This is a genomic window from Pseudomonas sp. 5P_5.1_Bac1 (assembly GCF_025466015.1).
Taxonomy (GTDB): Bacteria; Pseudomonadota; Gammaproteobacteria; order Pseudomonadales; family Pseudomonadaceae; genus Aquipseudomonas.
Genome location: NZ_JANLNX010000037.1, coordinates 289849 through 307576, shown reverse-complemented (window position 1 = coordinate 307576; position 17728 = coordinate 289849). Strand labels below are relative to the sequence as shown.

Genomic DNA, 17728 nt, shown 5'->3' with positions numbered 1-17728 from the left:
AAAAGCCCACCCTCTGCGGTGGGCTTTTTCATGGCTGCACACCGCTCTCCTGCAACTCTCCCGCCCCCTGCGTTTTCAACGCAACAAAAGAAACTAACCATTCAGTTATCGTTCGATAATCGCCCATTTCCGCCTGTAACGAATTGATTCGCCCCCGTCCGTCACAGCACCATCCTCTTGCCGCTTTTCCCAACGCAAACCCCAAAGACGCAACCCGGCCTGTGACCCTTTTCAGTCATGGCGGATGGTTTCGCTTACATAAAAACAAGAGACACATTGACGATGAACACTCCGCACCCAGCACGACACCTGCTTCCCGGCTTCATTGCCATGACTTGCGCCCTCCCCGCCCTGGCTGCTGAAAGCGGCTTCGTCGAGGACGCCAAGGCCTCCCTGAACCTGCGCAATTTCTACATCAACCGCAATTTCGTCGACCCGGCCAACGCCCAGGGCAAAGGCGAGGAATGGACCCAGAGTTTCATCCTCGACGCCAAGTCCGGCTTCACCCAAGGCACTGTCGGCTTCGGTGTCGATATCCTCGGCCTGTATTCGGTCAAGCTCGACGGCGGCAAAGGCACCGCGGGCACCCACCTGCTGCCGGTGCATGACGACGGTCGCCCGGCCGACGATTTCGGTCGCCTCGGTGTGGCGCTGAAAGCCAAAGTGTCGAAGACCGAATTGAAAGTCGGCGAGTGGATGCCGGTGCTGCCGATCCTCCGTTCCGACGACGGTCGCTCGCTGCCGCAAACCTTCCGCGGTGGCCAGCTCACCTCGCAGGAAATCGACGGCCTGACCCTCTATGCCGGTCAGTTCCGCGGCAACAGCCCGCGCAACGACGCGAGCATGGAAGACATGTTCATGAACGGCCGCGGGGGGATCACTTCCGACCGCTTCAACTTCGCCGGTGGTGAGTTCACCTTCAACGAAAAGCGCACCCTGATCGGTCTGTGGAACGCGGAACTGAAGGACATCTACCAGCAGCAGTACATCAACCTGGTTCACAGCCAGCCGCTGGGCGACTGGACCCTGGGCGCCAACCTCGGCTACTTCATCGGCAAGGAAGATGGCTCGGCCCGGGCCGGCGACCTCGACAACCGCACCGCCTCGGCCATGCTCTCGGCCCGCTACGGTGGCAGCACCTTCTACGTCGGCCTGCAGAAAGTCAGCGGCGACGATGCCTGGATGCGCGTCAACGGCACCAGCGGCGGCACCCTGGCCAACGACAGCTACAACTCCAGCTTCGACAACGCCCAGGAACGCTCCTGGCAAGTGCGCCACGACTACAACTTCGCCGCCCTCGGCGTACCCGGCCTGACCCTGATGAACCGCTACATCAAGGGCGACAACGTGCACACCGCCGCGGTGGACGACGGTGAAGAATGGGCACGGGAATCGGAACTGGCCTACGTGATTCAGAGCGGCGCGCTGAAGAACCTGTCGATGAAGTGGCGTAACTCGACCATGCGTCGGGACTACAGCACCAACGCGTTTGATGAGAACCGGCTGATCATCAGCTATCCGATCGGGATTCTCTGAGGCTTCACGGGCCTCATCGCGAGCAAGCTCGCTCCTACAGTTCAGTCCCCTGTAGGAGCGAGCTTGCTCGCGATGCTCCCCCCAAAAAAATGAATCAGGCGCCTTTCACCGTCCGGCTCCGCTCCCCCGCCACACTCACCGGCACATCCCCCTGCAACGTCACCCGGCGCACCACCCGCCCTTGGGTGCCGTAGTCATCGACCGCGTAATGCTGGGTCGCGCGGTTGTCCCAGATCGCCACGTCCCCCGCCTGCCAGCGCCAGCGCACGGTGTTTTCCAGGCGCGTCACATACCCCTGCAGCAAACTGAACAGGTGCTGTGAATCGTTCTGCGAATAACCCTTCAGGCGCTTGACGAAGTGACCCAGCAGCAGGTGTTTCTCACCGCTGACCGGATGCACTCGCACCACCGGATGCTCGGTTTCGTACACGGTGGAAGTGAACACCCGACGATAATTTTCCAGTTGCTCGACGCTGACATTGGGCTTGGCCCCGGCGTAGTCGTATTCGTTGCTGTGCACTGCCCATAGCTCCTCGGCGAGGACCTTGAGCGCCGGCGACAGGTCGTTGTAGGCCGTCGCGGTGTTGGCCCAGACCGTGTCGCCGCCGGACACCGGCGCCACCACCGAGCGCAGGATCGAGGCCTTGGGGTAGGCGTCGACGAAGGTCACGTCGGTGTGCCAGGAATTGGCGCGGCGCCCTTCGCCGCCATCCAGTTCCAGCAGGTAACGAGTGCCGTCACGCACCGGCACGGTGGGGTGGGCGATCGGTTCGCCGAGCAGGTGGGCGAAGGCTTCCTGACCCTGGTCATCGAGGTGGTGCTGGGCGCGGAAGAACAGCACCTTGTGTTCCACCAGTGCGGCCTGGATGGCCTCGATCACCGCCGGCTCCAGATCGGCGCTCAGTTGCACGCCACGCACTTCGGCGCCGATGCGTCCGGCGACCGGGTGAATGTCCAGCGCTTGGCTGACAGGGGTTGCGGCGAGTGCGGCATTGCTCATGGTTCAAACCCTCATTGGCTGACGACACGGAAGTTGTCGTTGGAACAGTGCTCTATCGTTATGCGAATAAGTACTAACAGATAAATAGCTGCTTCATTGACGGAATAAGAGCTTGCATTTAAAACCCCAGTCTCCCGTGGCGGCAAATACCTTCGCCCTATTTTTGAAATGCCGGAAATGCATATGGATCTTCGTCAACTGCGCTACTTCATCGCCCTTACTGAACACCGCAGTTTCGTTCGCGCCGCCGAGGCCATGGGCATTACCCAGCCGGCGTTCAGCCGCAGTATCCAGGGCCTGGAACAGGAATTCGGCTGTGTGCTGGTGGACCGCGGCAACAAGGACCTGCGCCCCACGCCCGAAGGTCAAGTGGTGCTGCAGCACGCCCTGCGCCTGGTGCAGGGCGCGGCGCAACTGAGCAGCGAAGTGCTGCAGATGACCAAGCTCGATGCCGGCGAACTGCGCTTCGGCTGCGGTCCGGCGCCCGCGGCGGAACTGGTGCCGCGGGCGCTGGCGCAGTTCGTCAATGCGCACCCGAAGGTGCACACCCGCCTGCAAGTGGATAACTGGGAAAAGCTCAGCCGCGCGCTGAACCGTGAGGAGGTGGAGTTTTTCGTCGCCGATATCCGCCATTTCGAGGCCGACCCGAATTTCCAGACCCAAGCCCTCACGCCCCGTCGCGGCCTGTTCTTCTGCCGCCCCGGCCACCCGTTGCTGGCCAAGGACAGCCTGTCCACCAACGACATGTTCGACTACCCGCTGGCCACCTCGCTGATCCCGCCCGGGGTGCGCAAGCTGCTGGCCAACCTGAGCGGCAAGACCGACTTCTCGCCCCAGGTGCAGACCGAACACCTGCCGACCCTGTTGCGGGTGGTGCAGGACAGCAATGCCATTGGCATCGGCACCGAAGAGGCCTTTTCTTCGTACATCGGTCGCGGCGAGCTGATCCAGTTGCACTGGCGCAACCTGCCCACCAACCTCGACAGCCTCAGCGCCCGCTGCGGCATCGTCAGCCGCAGCGGTTACCGCCTCTCGCCCGCCGCCCGGGCAATGATCGAAACCCTGGTCACTCTTGACCGCCAGCCTGTGCCACAGGAACTGGCCGGATAGCCTGGGGCGCCAGCCACTGGTTGACCTGGAACGGCTTGCGGATCAGCCGTTCCTTGGCCGCCAGGTCCACCGAGGCCTGCAGACGGGTGAGGAACTGTTCGTCGAGGGTGGCGGGGAAGATCTGGCTCAGCTGCTCGTCCTTCAGGTCATGGGTGAGGATCGCCGGCGGATAGCTGGCGCGGGACGAGACCAGTTGCACATAGGCGTCCTTGTTGCCGTCACTGGTCAGCCACTGCACGGCGGGCTGCTGCGCGGCAAGGAACTTCGCCACGATCTCGGGATGGGCATCGATAAACGCACCGGATCCCACCAGCACCGCCTGGACATTGCCGGCGCCGCCCAGGTCGCGGGTGCTCAGCGGCAGTTCGGCGAGGCCGCGTTCCTTCAGCGCGGTGATGCCGGTGGAGCCCCAGGTGGCGTCGATCTGCTTGGCCGCCAAGGCGGCAATGGCGGCGTTGAAGTCCAGGTTGATGACTTTCAGGTCCTTCTCGCTCAGGCCCTGGCTGGCCAGCGCGGCATCGAACGACAGTTGCGTGGCGGTGCCGCGGAAGATCGCCACGCGCTTGCCCTTGAGGTCTTGCAGGGTCTTGATGCCGCTGTCCGGGGCGACACCGAGGTAGTGCTTGACCCCGCGCGCGGTCGCCGCGAGCAGGCGGGTATCGACACCGTTGGCCTTGCCGATGATCGCCGCCAAGTCGCCCAGGTAGGCGAAGTCCACCTGGCCATTGGCGAACGCCTCGTTGATCACCGGGCCGGCGCCCTTGAAGTAATTCCACTGGATGCTGATGCCATCGGCGGCGAAGGCTTTTTCCAGCAGTTGCTGTTCCTGCAACACGTCGGTGATGCCGCCGCCCGAGTGCTGGGTGCCGGCACTCAGGTCGGGCACGGCGATGCGGATCTGCTTGACCTCGGCGCCCAGCGCTTCGGCAGGCAACCAGCCGACGACAGCGGCCAGGGCGGGGACGGCGAACAGGCTGAAAACACGGTTGAGCGACAGGTTCATGGCACGCGGCTCCTTGTAATGGTGCCGCCACCTAACGCTATTCGGCCGCGCAAGTTAAATACTAAGAAATTACATTTTAATAACCGGATTACATATAAGCGCTGTAAACAGCGTTTCAACTGGCTATGCATGAAGCACAAGAAAAATATGCTTCGAATGCATTGGCCGCTGCTTCGACACTGGGCTTTAAATGCCTCTCTTATTACCCGATCGAATTTACCAATCAATAAATAGATCCATAAGAAATAAGCAAAGAACCGCCTGTGCAGCCGACCCGGAGGTCTTCATGGCCCACGCTTCCCGCTCAGCCTTGCCGCTGACCGCCCCGCCCACCGCGCGAGGGTTCAACCGCCTGCCCTGGCAGCGGCTGAACGCCTGGTATTTGCCGCTGGCGCTGGCCGCGCTGTGGTGGCTGGCGAGCCGTCATGAATGGATGAGCGAACAGATCCTGCCACCGCCCTCGCTGGTCTGGAGCAGCGCCGTCGAACTGAGCCACGGCGAACTCTGGCTGCACCTGGGCATCAGCCTCTGGCGCCTGTTCCTCGGCCTGTTGCTGGGGGTCAGTGCCGGCGCCGCGCTCGGCGCCTGGCTGGGCTTCAGCAGACGCAGCGAGCGTCTGGTGTTGCCGACGTTCAGTGCGCTGGCGCAGATTCCGACCCTGGCCTGGGTGCCGCTGTTCATGGCGCTGTTCGGCATCGGCGAAACCCTCAAGTTGGTGGTGCTGGTCAAGGCGATCATCGTGCCGATCACCCTGCACACCCTGGTCGGCGTGCGCGATGCCCAACCCCGTCTGCGTGAAGCTGCCGCCGTGCTGCGCCTGCCGCCGCACCTGCTGATCACCCGGCTGATCCTGCCGGCGGCGCTGCCGTCGTTCTTCGCTGGTCTGCGCCTGGCGCTGGCCACCGGCTGGACCTCGCTGCTGGCGGTGGAACTGCTGGCCTCCAGCGAAGGCATCGGCTACCTGATGGTCTGGGCACGGCAACTGTTCATGCTGGATATCGTTTTCGTCTGCATCGCGGTGATCGGCGTGATCGGCCTGCTGATGGACCGCGGCCTCGGCTGGCTCGACCGCCGCCTGCTGCACTGGCCGCACCCGCCGACCGCTGAACTGCGGGTCCAACGCCTGCGCGGCGTGGAGCGGGTGCAGGCGCTGTTCCTGCCGCTGGCGTTGCTCGCCCTCTGGCAGGTGGCGAGCCAGGCCGAATGGGTCGATGCCAATATTCTCGCGGCGCCGCTGGCGGTGCTCGACACTCTCGGTAGCGGCGTGCTCGACGGCAGCCTCAGCGGCTCGCTGGCGATCAGCGTCGGCCGCGCCCTCGGCGGCCTGCTGCTGGGGGGCGGGCTGGGTCTGTTGTTCGGCCTGTGGCTGGGGCTCTCGCCGCGCGCCGAGCAACTGCTTGGCCCGAGCCTCTCGGGGTTGCGGCAAATTGCCCTGTTCGCTTGGGTGCCGCTGCTGACTGCCTGGTTCGGCCTGGGCGAACTGGCGAAGTGGGTGTTCGTCGGCCTGGCGGCGTTCTTCCCGCTGTTCATCGCCACACAGCGCGCCGTCGCCAGCGTCTCGCCGCAACTGCACGAAGCCGCCCGGGTGCTGCGCCTGAGCCGCTGGCAACGCCTGCGCCGACTGGTGCTGCCCAACGCCGCGCCGGGGATCTTCGCCGGCCTGCGCATCGGCCTGATCTATTCCTGGCTCGGCACCATCGGCGCCGAATACTTCATGCCCTCGGGCGGTGGCATCGGCAGCCTGATGATCGCCGCCCAGCAACTGCTGCGCATGGACCAGATCATGGCCGGGATGCTTCTGGTCGGTTTCACCGGCGCCCTGCTCGGCGCCCTCGGACAACATATCGAAGCGCGTGCCACGCGCTGGAGACGCGCATGAACGCACGGGTTTCCCCTCTGGTCAGCTTTCAACAGGTGAGCAAGCGCTTCGCCGTCAGCGATGGCGAAGTCGAGGCGCTGCGCGACTTCAACCTGGACATCCGCGAAGGCGAATTCGTCGCCATCGTCGGCGCCAGCGGCTGCGGCAAGTCCACCCTGCTGCGCCTGCTGATCGGCCTCGACAACGACTATCAGGGGCAGATCCTGATCGACGGCAAGCGGGTCAGCGGCATCGGCAGCGAGCGCGGCATCGTCTTCCAGGAGCACCGCCTGTTCCCTTGGCTGACGGTGGCCGAGAACATCGAACTGGGCCTGGTCAACGAAGCGCTGGACGCGACAGCGAAGCAGCAGCGGGTCAAGGACTTCATCGCCCTGGTCGGCCTGCACGACTTCAGCGCCGCCTACCCGCACCAGCTTTCCGGCGGCATGGCCCAGCGCGTGGCGATCGCCCGCGGCCTGGTGGCCAGCCCGCGCATTCTGTTGCTGGACGAACCCTTCGGCGCCCTCGACGCCCTGACCCGCCAGCAGATGCAGGACGAGCTGCTGGCGATCCGCGAGCGGGCGCGCATCACCACGTTGCTGGTGACCCACGATGTCGAGGAAGCGATCTTCCTCGCCGACCGCGTGGTGGTGCTGGAGCCGCGGCCGGGGCGGATCAAGCGCGTGGTCGAGATCGACCTGCCGCACCCGCGCCAGCGCGCCAGCCTGGACTTCCACCGCCTGCGCGAAACCCTGCTGCACGAGCTGACCCGCGACGACCGCTACCTGCCGACACCGGCACCGCGGATCCACGACCTGCCCCTGACCTACCTGGCCTGCTGAGGAGCGCTTCATGAGCCATCGCCCCAACTTCCTGGTCATCGTTGCCGACGACCTGGGCTTCTCCGACATCGGCGCGTTCGGCGGCGAGATCGCCACGCCGAACCTTGACGCCCTGGCCAGCGCCGGCCTGCGCCTGACCGATTTTCATACCGCGCCCACCTGCTCGCCGACCCGCTCGATGCTGCTCACCGGCACCGACCACCATATCGCCGGCATCGGCACCATGGCCGAGGCGCTGACGCCTGAGCTGATCGGCAAACCCGGCTATGAGGGCTACCTCAACGACCGCGTGGTGGCCCTGCCGGAACTGCTGCGCGAAGCCGGCTACCAGACGCTGATGAGCGGCAAATGGCACCTGGGCCTGACCGCCGAACTGGCGCCCCACGCCCGCGGTTTCGAACGTTCCTTCGCCCTGCTGCCAGGCGCCGCCAACCACTACGGCTTCGAACCGACCTACGACGACAACACCCCGGGCCTGCTGAAATCCACCCCGGCGCTGTACATCGAAGACGACCAGTTCATCGACGAACTGCCGAAGGATTTCTATTCCTCCGATGCCTTCGGCGACAAGCTGCTGCAGTACCTCAAGGAGCGCGACCAGAGCCGGCCGTTCTTCGCCTACCTGCCCTTCTCCGCGCCGCACTGGCCGTTGCAGGCGCCGGCCGAGGTGGTCGAGCGCTACAAGGGCCGCTACGACGCCGGCCCCGAGGTGCTGCGCCAGGAGCGCCTGGAAAAACTCCGGGCCCTCGGCCTGATCGCCGCCGACACCGAAGCTCATCCGGTGGACGGCCAGTGGCAGGCCCTGAGCGACGAACAACGGCAGCGCTCGGCGCGGTCCATGGAGGTCTACGCGGCGATGGTCGAGCGCATGGACTGGAACATCGGCCGGGTGCTGGACTACCTGCGCAACCAGGGTCAACTGGACAACACCCTGGTGCTGTTCATGTCCGACAACGGCGCCGAAGGCGCGCTGCTGGAAGCCTTCCCGAAATTCGGCCCGCACCTGGCCAGCTATCTCGACCAGCATTACGACAACAGCCTGGAAAACATCGGCCGGGCCAACTCCTACGTCTGGTACGGCCCGCACTGGGCGCAGGCGGCCACCGCGCCGTCGCGGCTGTTCAAGGCCTTCACCACCGAAGGCGGCATCCGCGTGCCGGCGCTGCTGCACTACCCGGCGCTGGCCCGGCAAAAACAGATCAGCCATGAATTCAGCACCGTGATGGACATCACCCCGACCCTGCTCGACCTGGCGGGCGTGCGCCACCCCGGCAAGCGTTGGCGCGGTCGCGACGTCGCGCCGCTGCGGGGCAAGTCGTGGTTGGGGTATCTGTCGGGCGAGACCGAGCAGGTGCATGACGAACACACCGTCACCGGCTGGGAACTGTTCGGCCGCCGGGCGATTCGCCAGGGCCACTGGAAAGCGGTGTATATCCCGGGGCCGGTGGGGCCGGCGACCTGGCAGTTGTATGACCTGAGTCGGGATCCGGGGGAGGTTCATGACCTGGCGACGCAGCAGCCGGCGCGGCTGGAGGCGCTGTTGGCGGAGTGGCAGAAGTATGTGGAAGAGACGGGGGTGATTTTGAGTCAGTCGCCGTTTCAGCCGGATTGATGGGGTGGCTTTTGGGGTCTGATCGCTGCATGGGTATCTACACACCTCATGGTTGTATAAAGCCCATCAGGCACCAGTCAGTAAATCGGGTAATGGCTGCCAAGTGCTCGCCGACAGGCTTTTAGCGTTCTCAAGATCGAGCGCCGCCCGCGCGGCGCATCGCGAGCTAGCTCGCACCTACAATGAGTTGTGTTGCCCGCTCTTTGAGTTTGGCGATGAGTCGCGGGGAGGCTGTTGGGGCCGACTCGATACCGCGTCGTACAAACAAAGCGGTCAACTATGGCCTGACAGACATAGGCACGTTGCAACCACTGTAGGAGCGAGCTCGCTCGCGATGCGCCGCGCGGGCGGCGCTCGATCTTGAGAACGCTGATATACCGTCGACTAGAACATAGTCGCCGAGAGGAGCATGGAAGACCACCCTCACTTCCCAGCCAACCGCTCCAACCGCCCCGGATCAAGAATCTCGATCTCGCCATAACTCAAACGCACCGCCCCGTCCTGCTCCAGCGCCTTGAGAATCTGGTTGGTGGTCTGCCGCGACAGCGACAGCATCAGCGCCAGTTGCTCCTGGGACAACTGCAACACCCGCCGCTCACCATCCACCTCGCCGTACCCCGCCGCCATCTGCAACAGCCGGTACGCCAGACGCGGGGCGGCGCCCATCAGGCTTTGCTGTTCCAGGGCGACAAACGCCAGACGCAGCTTGTGGCTCATCAACAAGGCAAACTCGCGCCAGTACGCCGGTTGCTGGTCAAGCAAGCTCAGCAGCGTCGCCTGCGGCACCCGCAGCAGTGTGGTCGGCCCTTCAGCAAAAGCGTCATGGGTGCGCGGCTGGCCGTCGAACAGGCAGATTTCGCCAAACCAGTGCGGCGGCTCGATCAGGGTCAAGAGCGCCTCCTTTCCCCCGGCATTCACCGCGCCAATCCGCACCGCGCCCGCCAGCACCGCATACAGCCCGCAGGGCGCATCGCCGCGCTGGAACAGGCGCTCGCCGGCGGCCAGGGTGCGCGGGCGGGCGGCGTCCAGCAGGCTATCCTGCAACGCAGGTGAGAGTTGGCGGAACCAGTGGCCATGCAAGAGCTGCTCGCGCCAGGCGCAACGATCGTTCATCCAAAGCCTCGAAAAGTGACTCTGTCGGCCAGGCGACAGACTGACGCCCGGCCGCGGTCCATGCTGGGCCATCCCAACCGGAGGAATAACAATGAAAAACCTCGTGGAACACCTGAGTCAATATGCCAGCTACCACCGTGATCCCCGCAACATCGCCACCCACTTCATCGGCATCCCGATGATTGTGGTGGCGGTCACCGTGCTGCTGTCACGGCCGGGACTGGAAGTGGGCGGGATCTGGCTGTCGCCGGCCTTCGCCGCGGCGCTGGCGTCGGTGTGGTTTTACCTGCGCCTGGACCTGCGTTTCGGCGTGCTGATGAGTGCACTGCTGGGTGCCTGCCTGTGGGCCGGGCAAGCGCTGGCGGTGCAAAGCACATCGGTGTGGCTCGTGGCCGGGCTGGGGCTGTTTTTCGTCGGCTGGGTGATCCAGTTCGTCGGGCATTACTACGAGGGGCGCAAGCCGGCGTTCGTCGATGACATCAGCGGGCTGATCGTCGGGCCGTTGTTCGTAGTGGCGGAACTGGCGTTCATGCTCGGGCTGCGGCCGGAGCTGAAGGCGGCGGTGGAGCGTAATGCGGGGCCGGTGGCGATTCGGCAGAAGAAGGCTGTGGTTTGATTCAGATGGCCTCATCGCCGGCAAGCCGGCTCCCACAAAGCACCGGCTTGCCGGCGATGAGGCCCTGACGATCAAGCCCGCGACTCAACCCCCAACTCATCCCACACCGACTCCGCCAGGTGGAAGGTGGCATTGGCCGCCGGAATCCCGCAGTAGATCGCGCTCTGCATCAGCACTTCCTTGATTTCGTCACGGGTCACGCCGTTGTTGGCGGCGGCGCGCAGGTGCAGTTTCAGCTCATCATTGCGGTTCATGCCGATCAGCATGGCGATGGTGATCAGGCTGCGGGTGTGCCGCGGCAAGCCCGGACGGGTCCAGATATCACCCCAGGCATGGCGGGTGATCATTTCCTGGAACTCGCTGTTGAACTCGGTCAGGTTGGTCAGGCTGCGGTCCACGTGGGCATCGCCCAGTACCGCGCGACGCACTTGCATGCCGGCGTCGTAACGTTGTTTCTCATCCACGAAAACAGCTCCTCAACGGGCCAGCAGAAAATCGATGACGCGGCGGCTGAACGGCTCGCCCACTTCAACGTTGGACAGGTGCGCAGCGTGGAACTCGGCAAACTCGGCACCGGCCACCCGCTCCTGGATAAACAGGCTGCCCGACGGCGGGGTCACCGCGTCGGCGCTGCCGGCGATGACCAGCAGCGGCGCCTTGATTGCGCCCAACTGGTCGCGGAAATCGGCATCACGCACCGCGGCGCAGTTGGCCGCGTAGCCTTCAGGCGAGGTGGACGCGAGCATGTCGGTGATGCGCTTGGCCTGGTCCGGGTTGGCGCCGGCAAACGCCGGGGTGAACCAGCGCTCGATGGACGCATCACGCAGGCCGACCATCGCTGCCTCGCGGTCACGCAGGACCATCTCGATGCGCGGGTTCCAGATCTCCGGGGTGCCGATCTTGGCCGCAGTGTTGCAGACGATCAGGCGGTTCAGGCGCTCCGGTGCATTGATGCCCAGCCACTGGCCGATCAGGCCGCCCATGGACAGGCCGCAGAAATGCACCTTGTCCAACTTCAAGGCATCCAGCAGCGCCAGCACGTCGCGGCCCAGTTGCTCGATGCTGTACGGGCCGTCGGTGACCAGCGAATCGCCGTGGCCGCGGGTGTCATAACGCAGCACGCGGAAATGCGTGGCGAAGGCCGGCACCTGGGTGTCCCACATGCGCAGGTTGGTGCCCAGCGAGTTGGACAGCACCAAAACCGGTGCGCCTTCGGGGCCTTCGAGCTGGTAGTTCAGAACGCCATCGGCGAGTTGTACGCTTCCCACAGCAGCCTCCTCAGGCTTTGAATCGTTGATGTTCGGCCAGCGCACGCTCAACCCAGGCGCGAGCCTGGCCGAGGTAGTGAGCCGGGTCCAGCAGACGGTCGAGTTCGTCCGCCGACAGTTCGGCGCTCACCTGCGGATCGTCGCCGAGCACGGCGCGCAGGTGGCGTTGTTCGGCGACCGCGCGTTTGCAGCAGGTCTCCAGCAGATGGTGCGCGGCATCCCGGCCCAGGCGCTGGGCGAGAACGATGCTCACCGCTTCGGCCAGGACCAGGCCCTGGGTCAGGTCGAGGTTGCGGCGCATGCGCGCGGCGTCCACTTCCAGGCCCTCGGCGATGATCCGCGCCTGACGCAGCGCGCCGGACACCAGGCAGCAGATTTCCGGCAGGGTTTCCCACTCGGCGTGCCACAGGCCGAGGCTGCGCTCGTGCTCCTGGGGCATAGCGGCGAACAGGGTGGCGAGCAGGCCGGGAACGCGGGTCGCGGCCCCGATCAGCACGGCGGCGCCCACCGGGTTGCGCTTGTGCGGCATGGTCGAGGAACCGCCCTTGCCCGGCGCCGACGGCTCGAAGACTTCGCCGGCTTCGGTCTGCATCAGCAGACTGATATCGCGGCCGAGCTTGCCGAGGGTGCCGGCGACCAGGCCGAGCACCGAGGCGAATTCCACCAGACGGTCGCGCTGGGTGTGCCAAGGCTGTTCCGGCAGGTTCAGGCCCAACTGATCGGCCAGCGCTTCGGCGACAGGCAACGCCTTGTCGCCCAGCGCTGCGAGGGTGCCGGACGCGCCGCCGAACTGCAGGGTCAGCAGGCGCGGTTTGAGTTCGCGCAGGCGCTGGCGATGACGGACCAGGGCGCCGAGGGTGCCGGCGAGCTTCATGCCCAGGGTCACCGGGGTCGCATGCTGCAGCCAGGTGCGGCCGGCCAGCGGTGTGTCGGCGTGGGCGCGGGCCTGGGTGGCGAGGGCGTCGGCCAGGTGCGCCAGTTCGTCGTCGATCAGGGCCAGGGCATCGCGCAATTGCAGGACCAGGCCGGTGTCCATGGCGTCCTGGCTGGTGGCGCCGAGGTGCACGTAGCGCTCGGCTTCGGCCACGCCGCTGGCGATCACCTTGCCCAACGCCTTGACCAGTGGGATCGCCGAGTTGCCGGCGATGCCGATGGCTTCGGCCAGGGCGGCGAAATCATAGCGCTCGGCCTTGCAGGCCATTTCGATCGGCGCCACCACCACCGCCGGGATCACCCCGACGGAGGCTTCGGCACGGGCCAGTCCGGCTTCGAAATCGAGCATGCCCTGAATGCGGCCACGGTCGGAAAAGATCTCGCGCATGGCGGGCGCGGTGAAGTAGGCATCGAACAACTGGTTGCCCGGTCGTGGAGTCATGACAGGTCCTTCAACGGGGCGCGCCGGTCAGGGCGCGCCGCTGGGTCAATGATCGTTATGCAGGTACGCGGCCTGCTTCGGCAGACGCAGGCTGAACAGGAAGGCGATCGCCATCATCGCGGTAACGTACCAGTAAAAAGTGTTTTCCATGCCCATGGATTTCAGGCCCAGGGCCACGTATTCGGCGGAGCCGCCGAACACCGCGTTGGCCACCGCGTAGGCCAGGCCGACGCCCAGCGCCCGCACCTGAGGCGGGAACATCTCAGCCTTCACCAGGCCGCTGATGGAGGTGTAGAAACTGACGATGCACAGCGCCAGGGTGATCAGCACGAAAGCCAGGAACGGACTGGTGACGGTCTTCAGCGCCAGCAGGATCGGCACGGTGAACAGCGTGCCCAGCGCACCGAACAGCAACATCGAATTACGCCGGCCGATCCGGTCGGACAACATGCCGAACAGCGGCTGCATGCACATGTACAGGAACAGCGCGCCGGTCATGATGAAGCTGGCGGTCTTGGCGCTCATCCCGGCGGTGTTCACCAGGTACTTCTGCATGTAGGTGGTGAAGGTGTAGAAAATCAGCGAGCCGCCGGCGGTGTAGCCGAGCACGGTAATGAAGGCGGCGGTGTGGTTGCGGAACAGCCCGGCGATGCTGCCGGCTTCCTTGTCGTTGCGGGTTTCGGCGCTGCTGGTTTCTTTCAGCGAGCGGCGCAGGAACAGCGAGATCACGGCGGCGACGGCACCGACCACGAACGGGATGCGCCAGCCCCAGGCCCGCAGTTCGTCCTCGCTCAGCAGTTGCTGAAGGATCACCACCACCAGCACCGCCAGCAGTTGCCCGCCGATCAGCGTGACGTACTGGAACGAGGCGAAGAACCCGCGCTGACCGCGCAGCGCTACTTCACTCATGTAGGTCGCGGTGGTGCCGTATTCGCCACCCACCGACAGGCCCTGGAACAGCCGCGCCACCAGCAGCAGCGCCGGTGCCCAGGCACCGATGCTGGCGTAGGTCGGCAGGCAGGCGATCACCAGCGACCCGGCGCACATCATCAGCACGGAAATCATCATCGAATTCTTGCGGCCATGACGGTCGGCGACGCGGCCGAACAGCCAGCCACCGATCGGGCGCATAAGAAAGCCCGCGGCAAACACACCGGCGGTGTTGAGCAATTGCACCGTGGGGTCGTCGGAGGGGAAAAACGCTGGCGCGAAATAGATGGCGCAGAAGGCGTAGACGTAAAAGTCGAACCATTCGACCAGGTTGCCCGAGGACGCACCAACGATGGCGAAGATGCGTTTGCTGCGTTCTTCGCCGGTGTAATAGGTTGAAGTCATGGCTGTTTACTCCTGGAGGGTATCACTGAGTCTAGACACACTCGGTAACACTCTCGTTCCGCCAGACAATCACCCCGGACAACCGGCCTTGCGTGGAGGCCGCCCGTCCGGGGTCATTGGTTTTACACGCGCTCGATAGCCAGGGCGAGGCCCTGCCCGACGCCAACACACATGGTCGCCAGGCCCTTGCGGCCACCGGTTTTTTCCAGGTGGTGCAAGGCGGTGAGGATCAGTCGCGCACCGCTCATGCCCAGCGGGTGACCGAGGGCGATGGCGCCGCCATTCGGGTTGACCTGCGGCGCGTCGTCGGCCAGGCCGAGACCGCGCAGCACGGCGAGGCCCTGGCTGGCGAAGGCTTCATTGAGTTCGATCACGTCGAAATCGCTGACCGCAACACCCAGGCGCTCGGTGAGTTTCAGCACCGCGGGCACCGGGCCGATGCCCATCACCCGTGGCGCCACACCGGCGCTGGCCATGCCGAGCACGCGGGCGCGCGGGGTCAGGCCGTGTTTTTTCACCGCGTCGGCCGAGGCGAGGATCATCGCCGCGGCACCGTCGTTGACGCCCGAGGCGTTGCCGGCGGTGACGGTCTTGTCCGGGCCGTTGACCGGCTTCAGTTTGGTCAGTGCTTCCAGCGTGGTTTCAGCACGGGGATGCTCGTCCTGCTCGACGATGGTCTCGCCCTTCTTGTGGGCAATACGCACCGGCACGATTTCTTCAGCGAAGAAGCCGGCAGCCTGGGCGGCGGCGGTGCGCTGCTGGCTGCGCAGGGCGAAGGCGTCCTGGTCGGCGCGGGACACCTGATGGTCGTCCGCCACGTTGTCGGCGGTCTGCGGCATGGCGTCGACGCCGTACTGGGCTTTCATCAGCGGGTTGATGAAACGCCAGCCGATGGTGGTGTCTTCCAGCTTCATGTTGCGCGAGTAGGCGCTGTCGGCCTTGCCCATCACGAACGGCGCGCGGGACATCGACTCGACGCCGCCGGCGATCGCCAGCTCCATCTCGCCGCTGGCGATGGCGCGGAAGGCCGTGCCCACCGCGTCCATGCCCGAGGCGCAGAGGCGGTTCAGGGTCACGCCCGGCACGCTTTCCGGCAGACCGGCCAGCAGCAGCGCCATGCGCGCCACGTTGCGGTTGTCTTCACCGGCCTGGTTGGCGCAGCCGAGGAATACTTCGTCGATCTGGTCCCACTGGACGGTCGGGTTGCGCTCGATCAGCGCCTTCAGCGGCACGGCGGCCAGGTCGTCGGCGCGCACGCCGGCCAAACCACCGCCGAAGCGGCCAATCGGGGTGCGAATCGCGTCGCAGATAAATACGTCACGCATCACGCTTCTCCTGGCGCCTGGCCGTGGGCCGCGGCGGTGCGGGCTTCGAGGTCACGCAGGGCAGTCAGCTCGACTTCGGTCGGCTCGGCGGTGGTTTCGACGTTGTCGGCGAAACGGATGGCCCAGCCGGTGGCGGCGACGATCTGCTCACGGGTCACGCCCGGGTGGATCGCGGTGACCACGAATTCATTGGTGCCGGCTTCCGGCTCCATGATGCACAGGTCGGTGATGATGCCCACCGGCCCTTGGCCTGGCAGCCCCAGACGCTTGCGGGAGTCGCCGCCTTCGCCGTGGCCGACGGAGGTGATGAAGTCCAGCTTGTCCACGAACGCACGGTTGGACTGCTTGAGGATGATCAGCACGGTCTTCGCGGAACCGGCGATTTCCGGCGCGCCACCGGCACCCGGCAGACGCACTTTCGGCGCGTGGTAGTCACCGACCACGGTGGTGTTGATGTTGCCGAAGCGGTCGACCTGAGCGGCGCCGAGGAAGCCGACGTCAATTCGCCCGCCTTGCAGCCAGTAGCGGAAGATTTCGCCGGTCGGCACCACGGTGTCAGCGGTTTCGGCCAGTTCGCCGTCACCGATGGACAGCGGCAGTACGGTCGGCTTGGCGCCGATCGGACCTGATTCGTAGATCAGCACCACGTCAGGCGAGGACGTCAGGCGGGCCAGGTTGGCAGCCTTGGACGGCAGGCCGATGCCAACGAAGCATACGGCGCCGTTCTGCAGGCGGCGGGCGGCGGCGACGGTCATCATTTCATTGGTGGAGTAGCTCATTGTGCAGCCTCCGAAGCGCTGGCCAGTTTTGCCTTGAATTCGTTGAAGTCGGCGGTGCCGCGGATGTACTGGTCGATCCAGGCGGTGAAGGTTTCGCGGTTGCGGGCGATCGGGTCCCAGGCCTGGTAGAAGCGGTTGTCGCGCTCGTAGTAACCGTGGGCGTAGGACGGATGCGCGCCGCCCGGTACCAGGCAGACCGCGGACAAGGCCCAGGTCGGCAGGACGCAGGCGTTCATCGGTGCCTGCAGGTCGTCGACGATTTCTTCGACGGTGACGATGCAGCGCTTGGCCGCCAGGGCCGCTTCTTTCTGCACGCCGAGGATGCCCCACAGCAGCACGTTGCCTTTACGGTCGGCTTTCTGTGCGTGGATCACGGTGACGTCCGGGCGTACCGACGGCACGGCGGCCAGTACTTCACCGGTGAACGGGCAGGTCACGGTCTTAATCAGCGGGTTGACCTTGGGCAGGTCGGAACCGGCGTAGGCACGCAGCACCGCGAACGGCAGGCCGGAAGCGCCAGCGACGTAGGCGTTGGCCAGGTCGGCGTGGCTGTGTTCTTCGATTTCGATGTCGTGCGGCCATTGCTTCTCGACGGCATCACGCAGACGGTGCAGGGAACCGACACCTGGGTTGCCGCCCCACGAGAAGATCAGTTTTTTCGCGCAGCCGGCGCCGATCAGTTGGTCGTAGATCAGGTCGGGGGTCATGCGCACCAGCGTCAGATCCTTTTTGCCCTGACGAATGATTTCATGCCCGGCGGCGGTCGGAATCAGGTGCGTGAAGCCTTCAAGGGCAACGCTGTCACCGTCGTGGACGAACTGCTTCACGGCGTCGTGGAGCGAGAGAATTGCAGCCATGGAAGACTCCTGGATGTGCTGAGTCGAGGTCGGTTTCAAGGCGCCTTGAGCGGCGCCGGTATGAATTCAGATTAAGGCGGGGGGCGGGGCTGTTCAATC

At 65.2% G+C, this 17728-nt stretch carries 16 protein-coding genes; 6 read left to right on the top strand and 10 right to left on the bottom strand.

What is annotated here, in order from left to right:
• Positions 1-282: 282 nt before the first annotated feature.
• Positions 283-1536 carry an OprD family porin gene (locus NTD82_RS07575; RefSeq protein ID WP_262128243.1) on the top strand — a complete coding sequence of 418 codons (1254 nt, stop codon included), beginning with the start codon at positions 283-285 and terminating at the stop codon, positions 1534-1536.
• Positions 1537-1630: 94 nt separating this feature from the next.
• Here the strand turns inward: NTD82_RS07575 and NTD82_RS07570 are convergent, their stop codons facing one another.
• Complete coding sequence (locus NTD82_RS07570) at positions 1631-2536, bottom strand: TauD/TfdA dioxygenase family protein (protein ID WP_262128242.1); 906 nt, start codon at positions 2534-2536, stop codon at positions 1631-1633.
• Between the two features lie 183 nt (positions 2537-2719).
• On the opposite strand from NTD82_RS07570, the gene NTD82_RS07565 reads away from it, so the two are divergent.
• Positions 2720-3646 (top strand): LysR family transcriptional regulator, encoded by a 927-nt coding sequence (locus tag NTD82_RS07565; protein WP_262128241.1) that lies wholly within the window; start codon positions 2720-2722, stop codon positions 3644-3646.
• Here NTD82_RS07565 and NTD82_RS07560 read toward each other — a convergent pair.
• Positions 3603-4649, bottom strand: a complete 1047-nt coding sequence (locus NTD82_RS07560) for an ABC transporter substrate-binding protein (protein ID WP_262128240.1) — start codon at positions 4647-4649, stop codon at positions 3603-3605. The genes NTD82_RS07565 and NTD82_RS07560 overlap by 44 nt on opposite strands.
• A gap of 286 nt (positions 4650-4935) precedes the next feature.
• Here NTD82_RS07560 and NTD82_RS07555 point away from each other — a divergent pair, with 286 nt between their 5' ends.
• The 3 genes from NTD82_RS07555 to NTD82_RS07545 are packed head-to-tail and all read left to right on the top strand — an operon-like array spanning position 4936 to position 8961.
• Positions 4936-6528, top strand: coding sequence for an ABC transporter permease (locus tag NTD82_RS07555; protein ID WP_262128239.1), 1593 nt, complete (start codon positions 4936-4938; stop codon positions 6526-6528).
• A complete protein-coding gene (locus tag NTD82_RS07550; protein WP_262128237.1) occupies positions 6525-7349 on the top strand; it encodes an ABC transporter ATP-binding protein in 825 nt (274 codons plus the stop codon). The genes NTD82_RS07555 and NTD82_RS07550 overlap by 4 nt, the downstream gene beginning before the upstream one ends.
• Before the next feature lie 10 nt (positions 7350-7359).
• Positions 7360-8961 carry an arylsulfatase gene (locus NTD82_RS07545; protein ID WP_262128236.1) on the top strand — a complete coding sequence of 534 codons (1602 nt, stop codon included), beginning with the start codon at positions 7360-7362 and terminating at the stop codon, positions 8959-8961.
• A 423-nt stretch (positions 8962-9384) separates the two neighbouring features.
• Here the strand turns inward: NTD82_RS07545 and NTD82_RS07540 are convergent, their stop codons facing one another.
• Positions 9385-10074 (bottom strand): Crp/Fnr family transcriptional regulator, encoded by a 690-nt coding sequence (locus NTD82_RS07540; protein ID WP_095154772.1) that lies wholly within the window; start codon positions 10072-10074, stop codon positions 9385-9387.
• 91 nt (positions 10075-10165) lie between these two features.
• Between NTD82_RS07540 and NTD82_RS07535 the strand changes: the two genes are divergently transcribed.
• Positions 10166-10690, top strand: a complete 525-nt coding sequence (locus tag NTD82_RS07535; RefSeq protein ID WP_262128235.1) for a DUF962 domain-containing protein — start codon at positions 10166-10168, stop codon at positions 10688-10690.
• A 71-nt stretch (positions 10691-10761) separates the two neighbouring features.
• On the opposite strand, the gene pcaC is transcribed toward NTD82_RS07535, so the two are convergent.
• The 7 genes from pcaC to NTD82_RS07500 form a co-directional block, all read right to left on the bottom strand.
• Entirely contained in the window at positions 10762-11154 is a 393-nt protein-coding gene (gene pcaC, locus NTD82_RS07530; RefSeq protein ID WP_095154770.1) for a 4-carboxymuconolactone decarboxylase, read from the bottom strand.
• Positions 11155-11166: 12 nt separating this feature from the next.
• Positions 11167-11958 carry a 3-oxoadipate enol-lactonase gene (gene pcaD, locus NTD82_RS07525; protein ID WP_262128234.1) on the bottom strand — a complete coding sequence of 264 codons (792 nt, stop codon included), beginning with the start codon at positions 11956-11958 and terminating at the stop codon, positions 11167-11169.
• A 10-nt stretch (positions 11959-11968) separates the two neighbouring features.
• Positions 11969-13333, bottom strand: a complete 1365-nt coding sequence (locus NTD82_RS07520) for a 3-carboxy-cis,cis-muconate cycloisomerase (RefSeq protein WP_262128233.1) — start codon at positions 13331-13333, stop codon at positions 11969-11971.
• Between the two features lie 45 nt (positions 13334-13378).
• The gene (locus NTD82_RS07515) at positions 13379-14668 is read right to left on the bottom strand and encodes an MFS family transporter (RefSeq protein ID WP_262128232.1); all 1290 of its coding nucleotides are present in this window, start codon (positions 14666-14668) and stop codon (positions 13379-13381) included.
• Between the two features lie 122 nt (positions 14669-14790).
• On the bottom strand, positions 14791-15996 hold the full coding sequence (pcaF, locus tag NTD82_RS07510) for a 3-oxoadipyl-CoA thiolase (RefSeq protein ID WP_262128231.1): 1206 nt from the start codon (positions 15994-15996) through the stop codon (positions 14791-14793).
• Positions 15993-16772 (bottom strand): CoA-transferase subunit beta, encoded by a 780-nt coding sequence (locus NTD82_RS07505; protein ID WP_095154765.1) that lies wholly within the window; start codon positions 16770-16772, stop codon positions 15993-15995. The genes pcaF and NTD82_RS07505 overlap by 4 nt, the downstream gene beginning before the upstream one ends.
• Positions 16769-17629, bottom strand: coding sequence for a CoA transferase subunit A (locus NTD82_RS07500; protein ID WP_110971738.1), 861 nt, complete (start codon positions 17627-17629; stop codon positions 16769-16771). Before NTD82_RS07500 ends, NTD82_RS07505 begins: the two co-directional genes overlap by 4 nt.
• Positions 17630-17728: the final 99 nt, after the last annotated feature.

Excerpts from the sequence above, each read along its gene's own strand:
- NTD82_RS07575 (WP_262128243.1), top strand. The coding sequence starts at position 283 with ATGAACACTCCGCACCCAGCACGACACCTGCTTCCCGGCTTCATTGCC.
- NTD82_RS07570 (WP_262128242.1), bottom strand. The coding sequence starts at position 2,536 with ATGAGCAATGCCGCACTCGCCGCAACCCCTGTCAGCCAAGCGCTGGAC.
- NTD82_RS07565 (WP_262128241.1), top strand. The coding sequence starts at position 2,720 with ATGGATCTTCGTCAACTGCGCTACTTCATCGCCCTTACTGAACACCGC.
- NTD82_RS07560 (WP_262128240.1), bottom strand. The coding sequence starts at position 4,649 with ATGAACCTGTCGCTCAACCGTGTTTTCAGCCTGTTCGCCGTCCCCGCC.
- NTD82_RS07555 (WP_262128239.1), top strand. The coding sequence starts at position 4,936 with ATGGCCCACGCTTCCCGCTCAGCCTTGCCGCTGACCGCCCCGCCCACC.
- NTD82_RS07550 (WP_262128237.1), top strand. The coding sequence starts at position 6,525 with ATGAACGCACGGGTTTCCCCTCTGGTCAGCTTTCAACAGGTGAGCAAG.
- NTD82_RS07545 (WP_262128236.1), top strand. The coding sequence starts at position 7,360 with ATGAGCCATCGCCCCAACTTCCTGGTCATCGTTGCCGACGACCTGGGC.
- NTD82_RS07540 (WP_095154772.1), bottom strand. The coding sequence starts at position 10,074 with ATGAACGATCGTTGCGCCTGGCGCGAGCAGCTCTTGCATGGCCACTGG.
- NTD82_RS07535 (WP_262128235.1), top strand. The coding sequence starts at position 10,166 with ATGAAAAACCTCGTGGAACACCTGAGTCAATATGCCAGCTACCACCGT.
- NTD82_RS07520 (WP_262128233.1), bottom strand. The coding sequence starts at position 13,333 with ATGACTCCACGACCGGGCAACCAGTTGTTCGATGCCTACTTCACCGCG.
- NTD82_RS07515 (WP_262128232.1), bottom strand. The coding sequence starts at position 14,668 with ATGACTTCAACCTATTACACCGGCGAAGAACGCAGCAAACGCATCTTC.
- NTD82_RS07505 (WP_095154765.1), bottom strand. The coding sequence starts at position 16,772 with ATGAGCTACTCCACCAATGAAATGATGACCGTCGCCGCCGCCCGCCGC.
- NTD82_RS07500 (WP_110971738.1), bottom strand. The coding sequence starts at position 17,629 with ATGGCTGCAATTCTCTCGCTCCACGACGCCGTGAAGCAGTTCGTCCAC.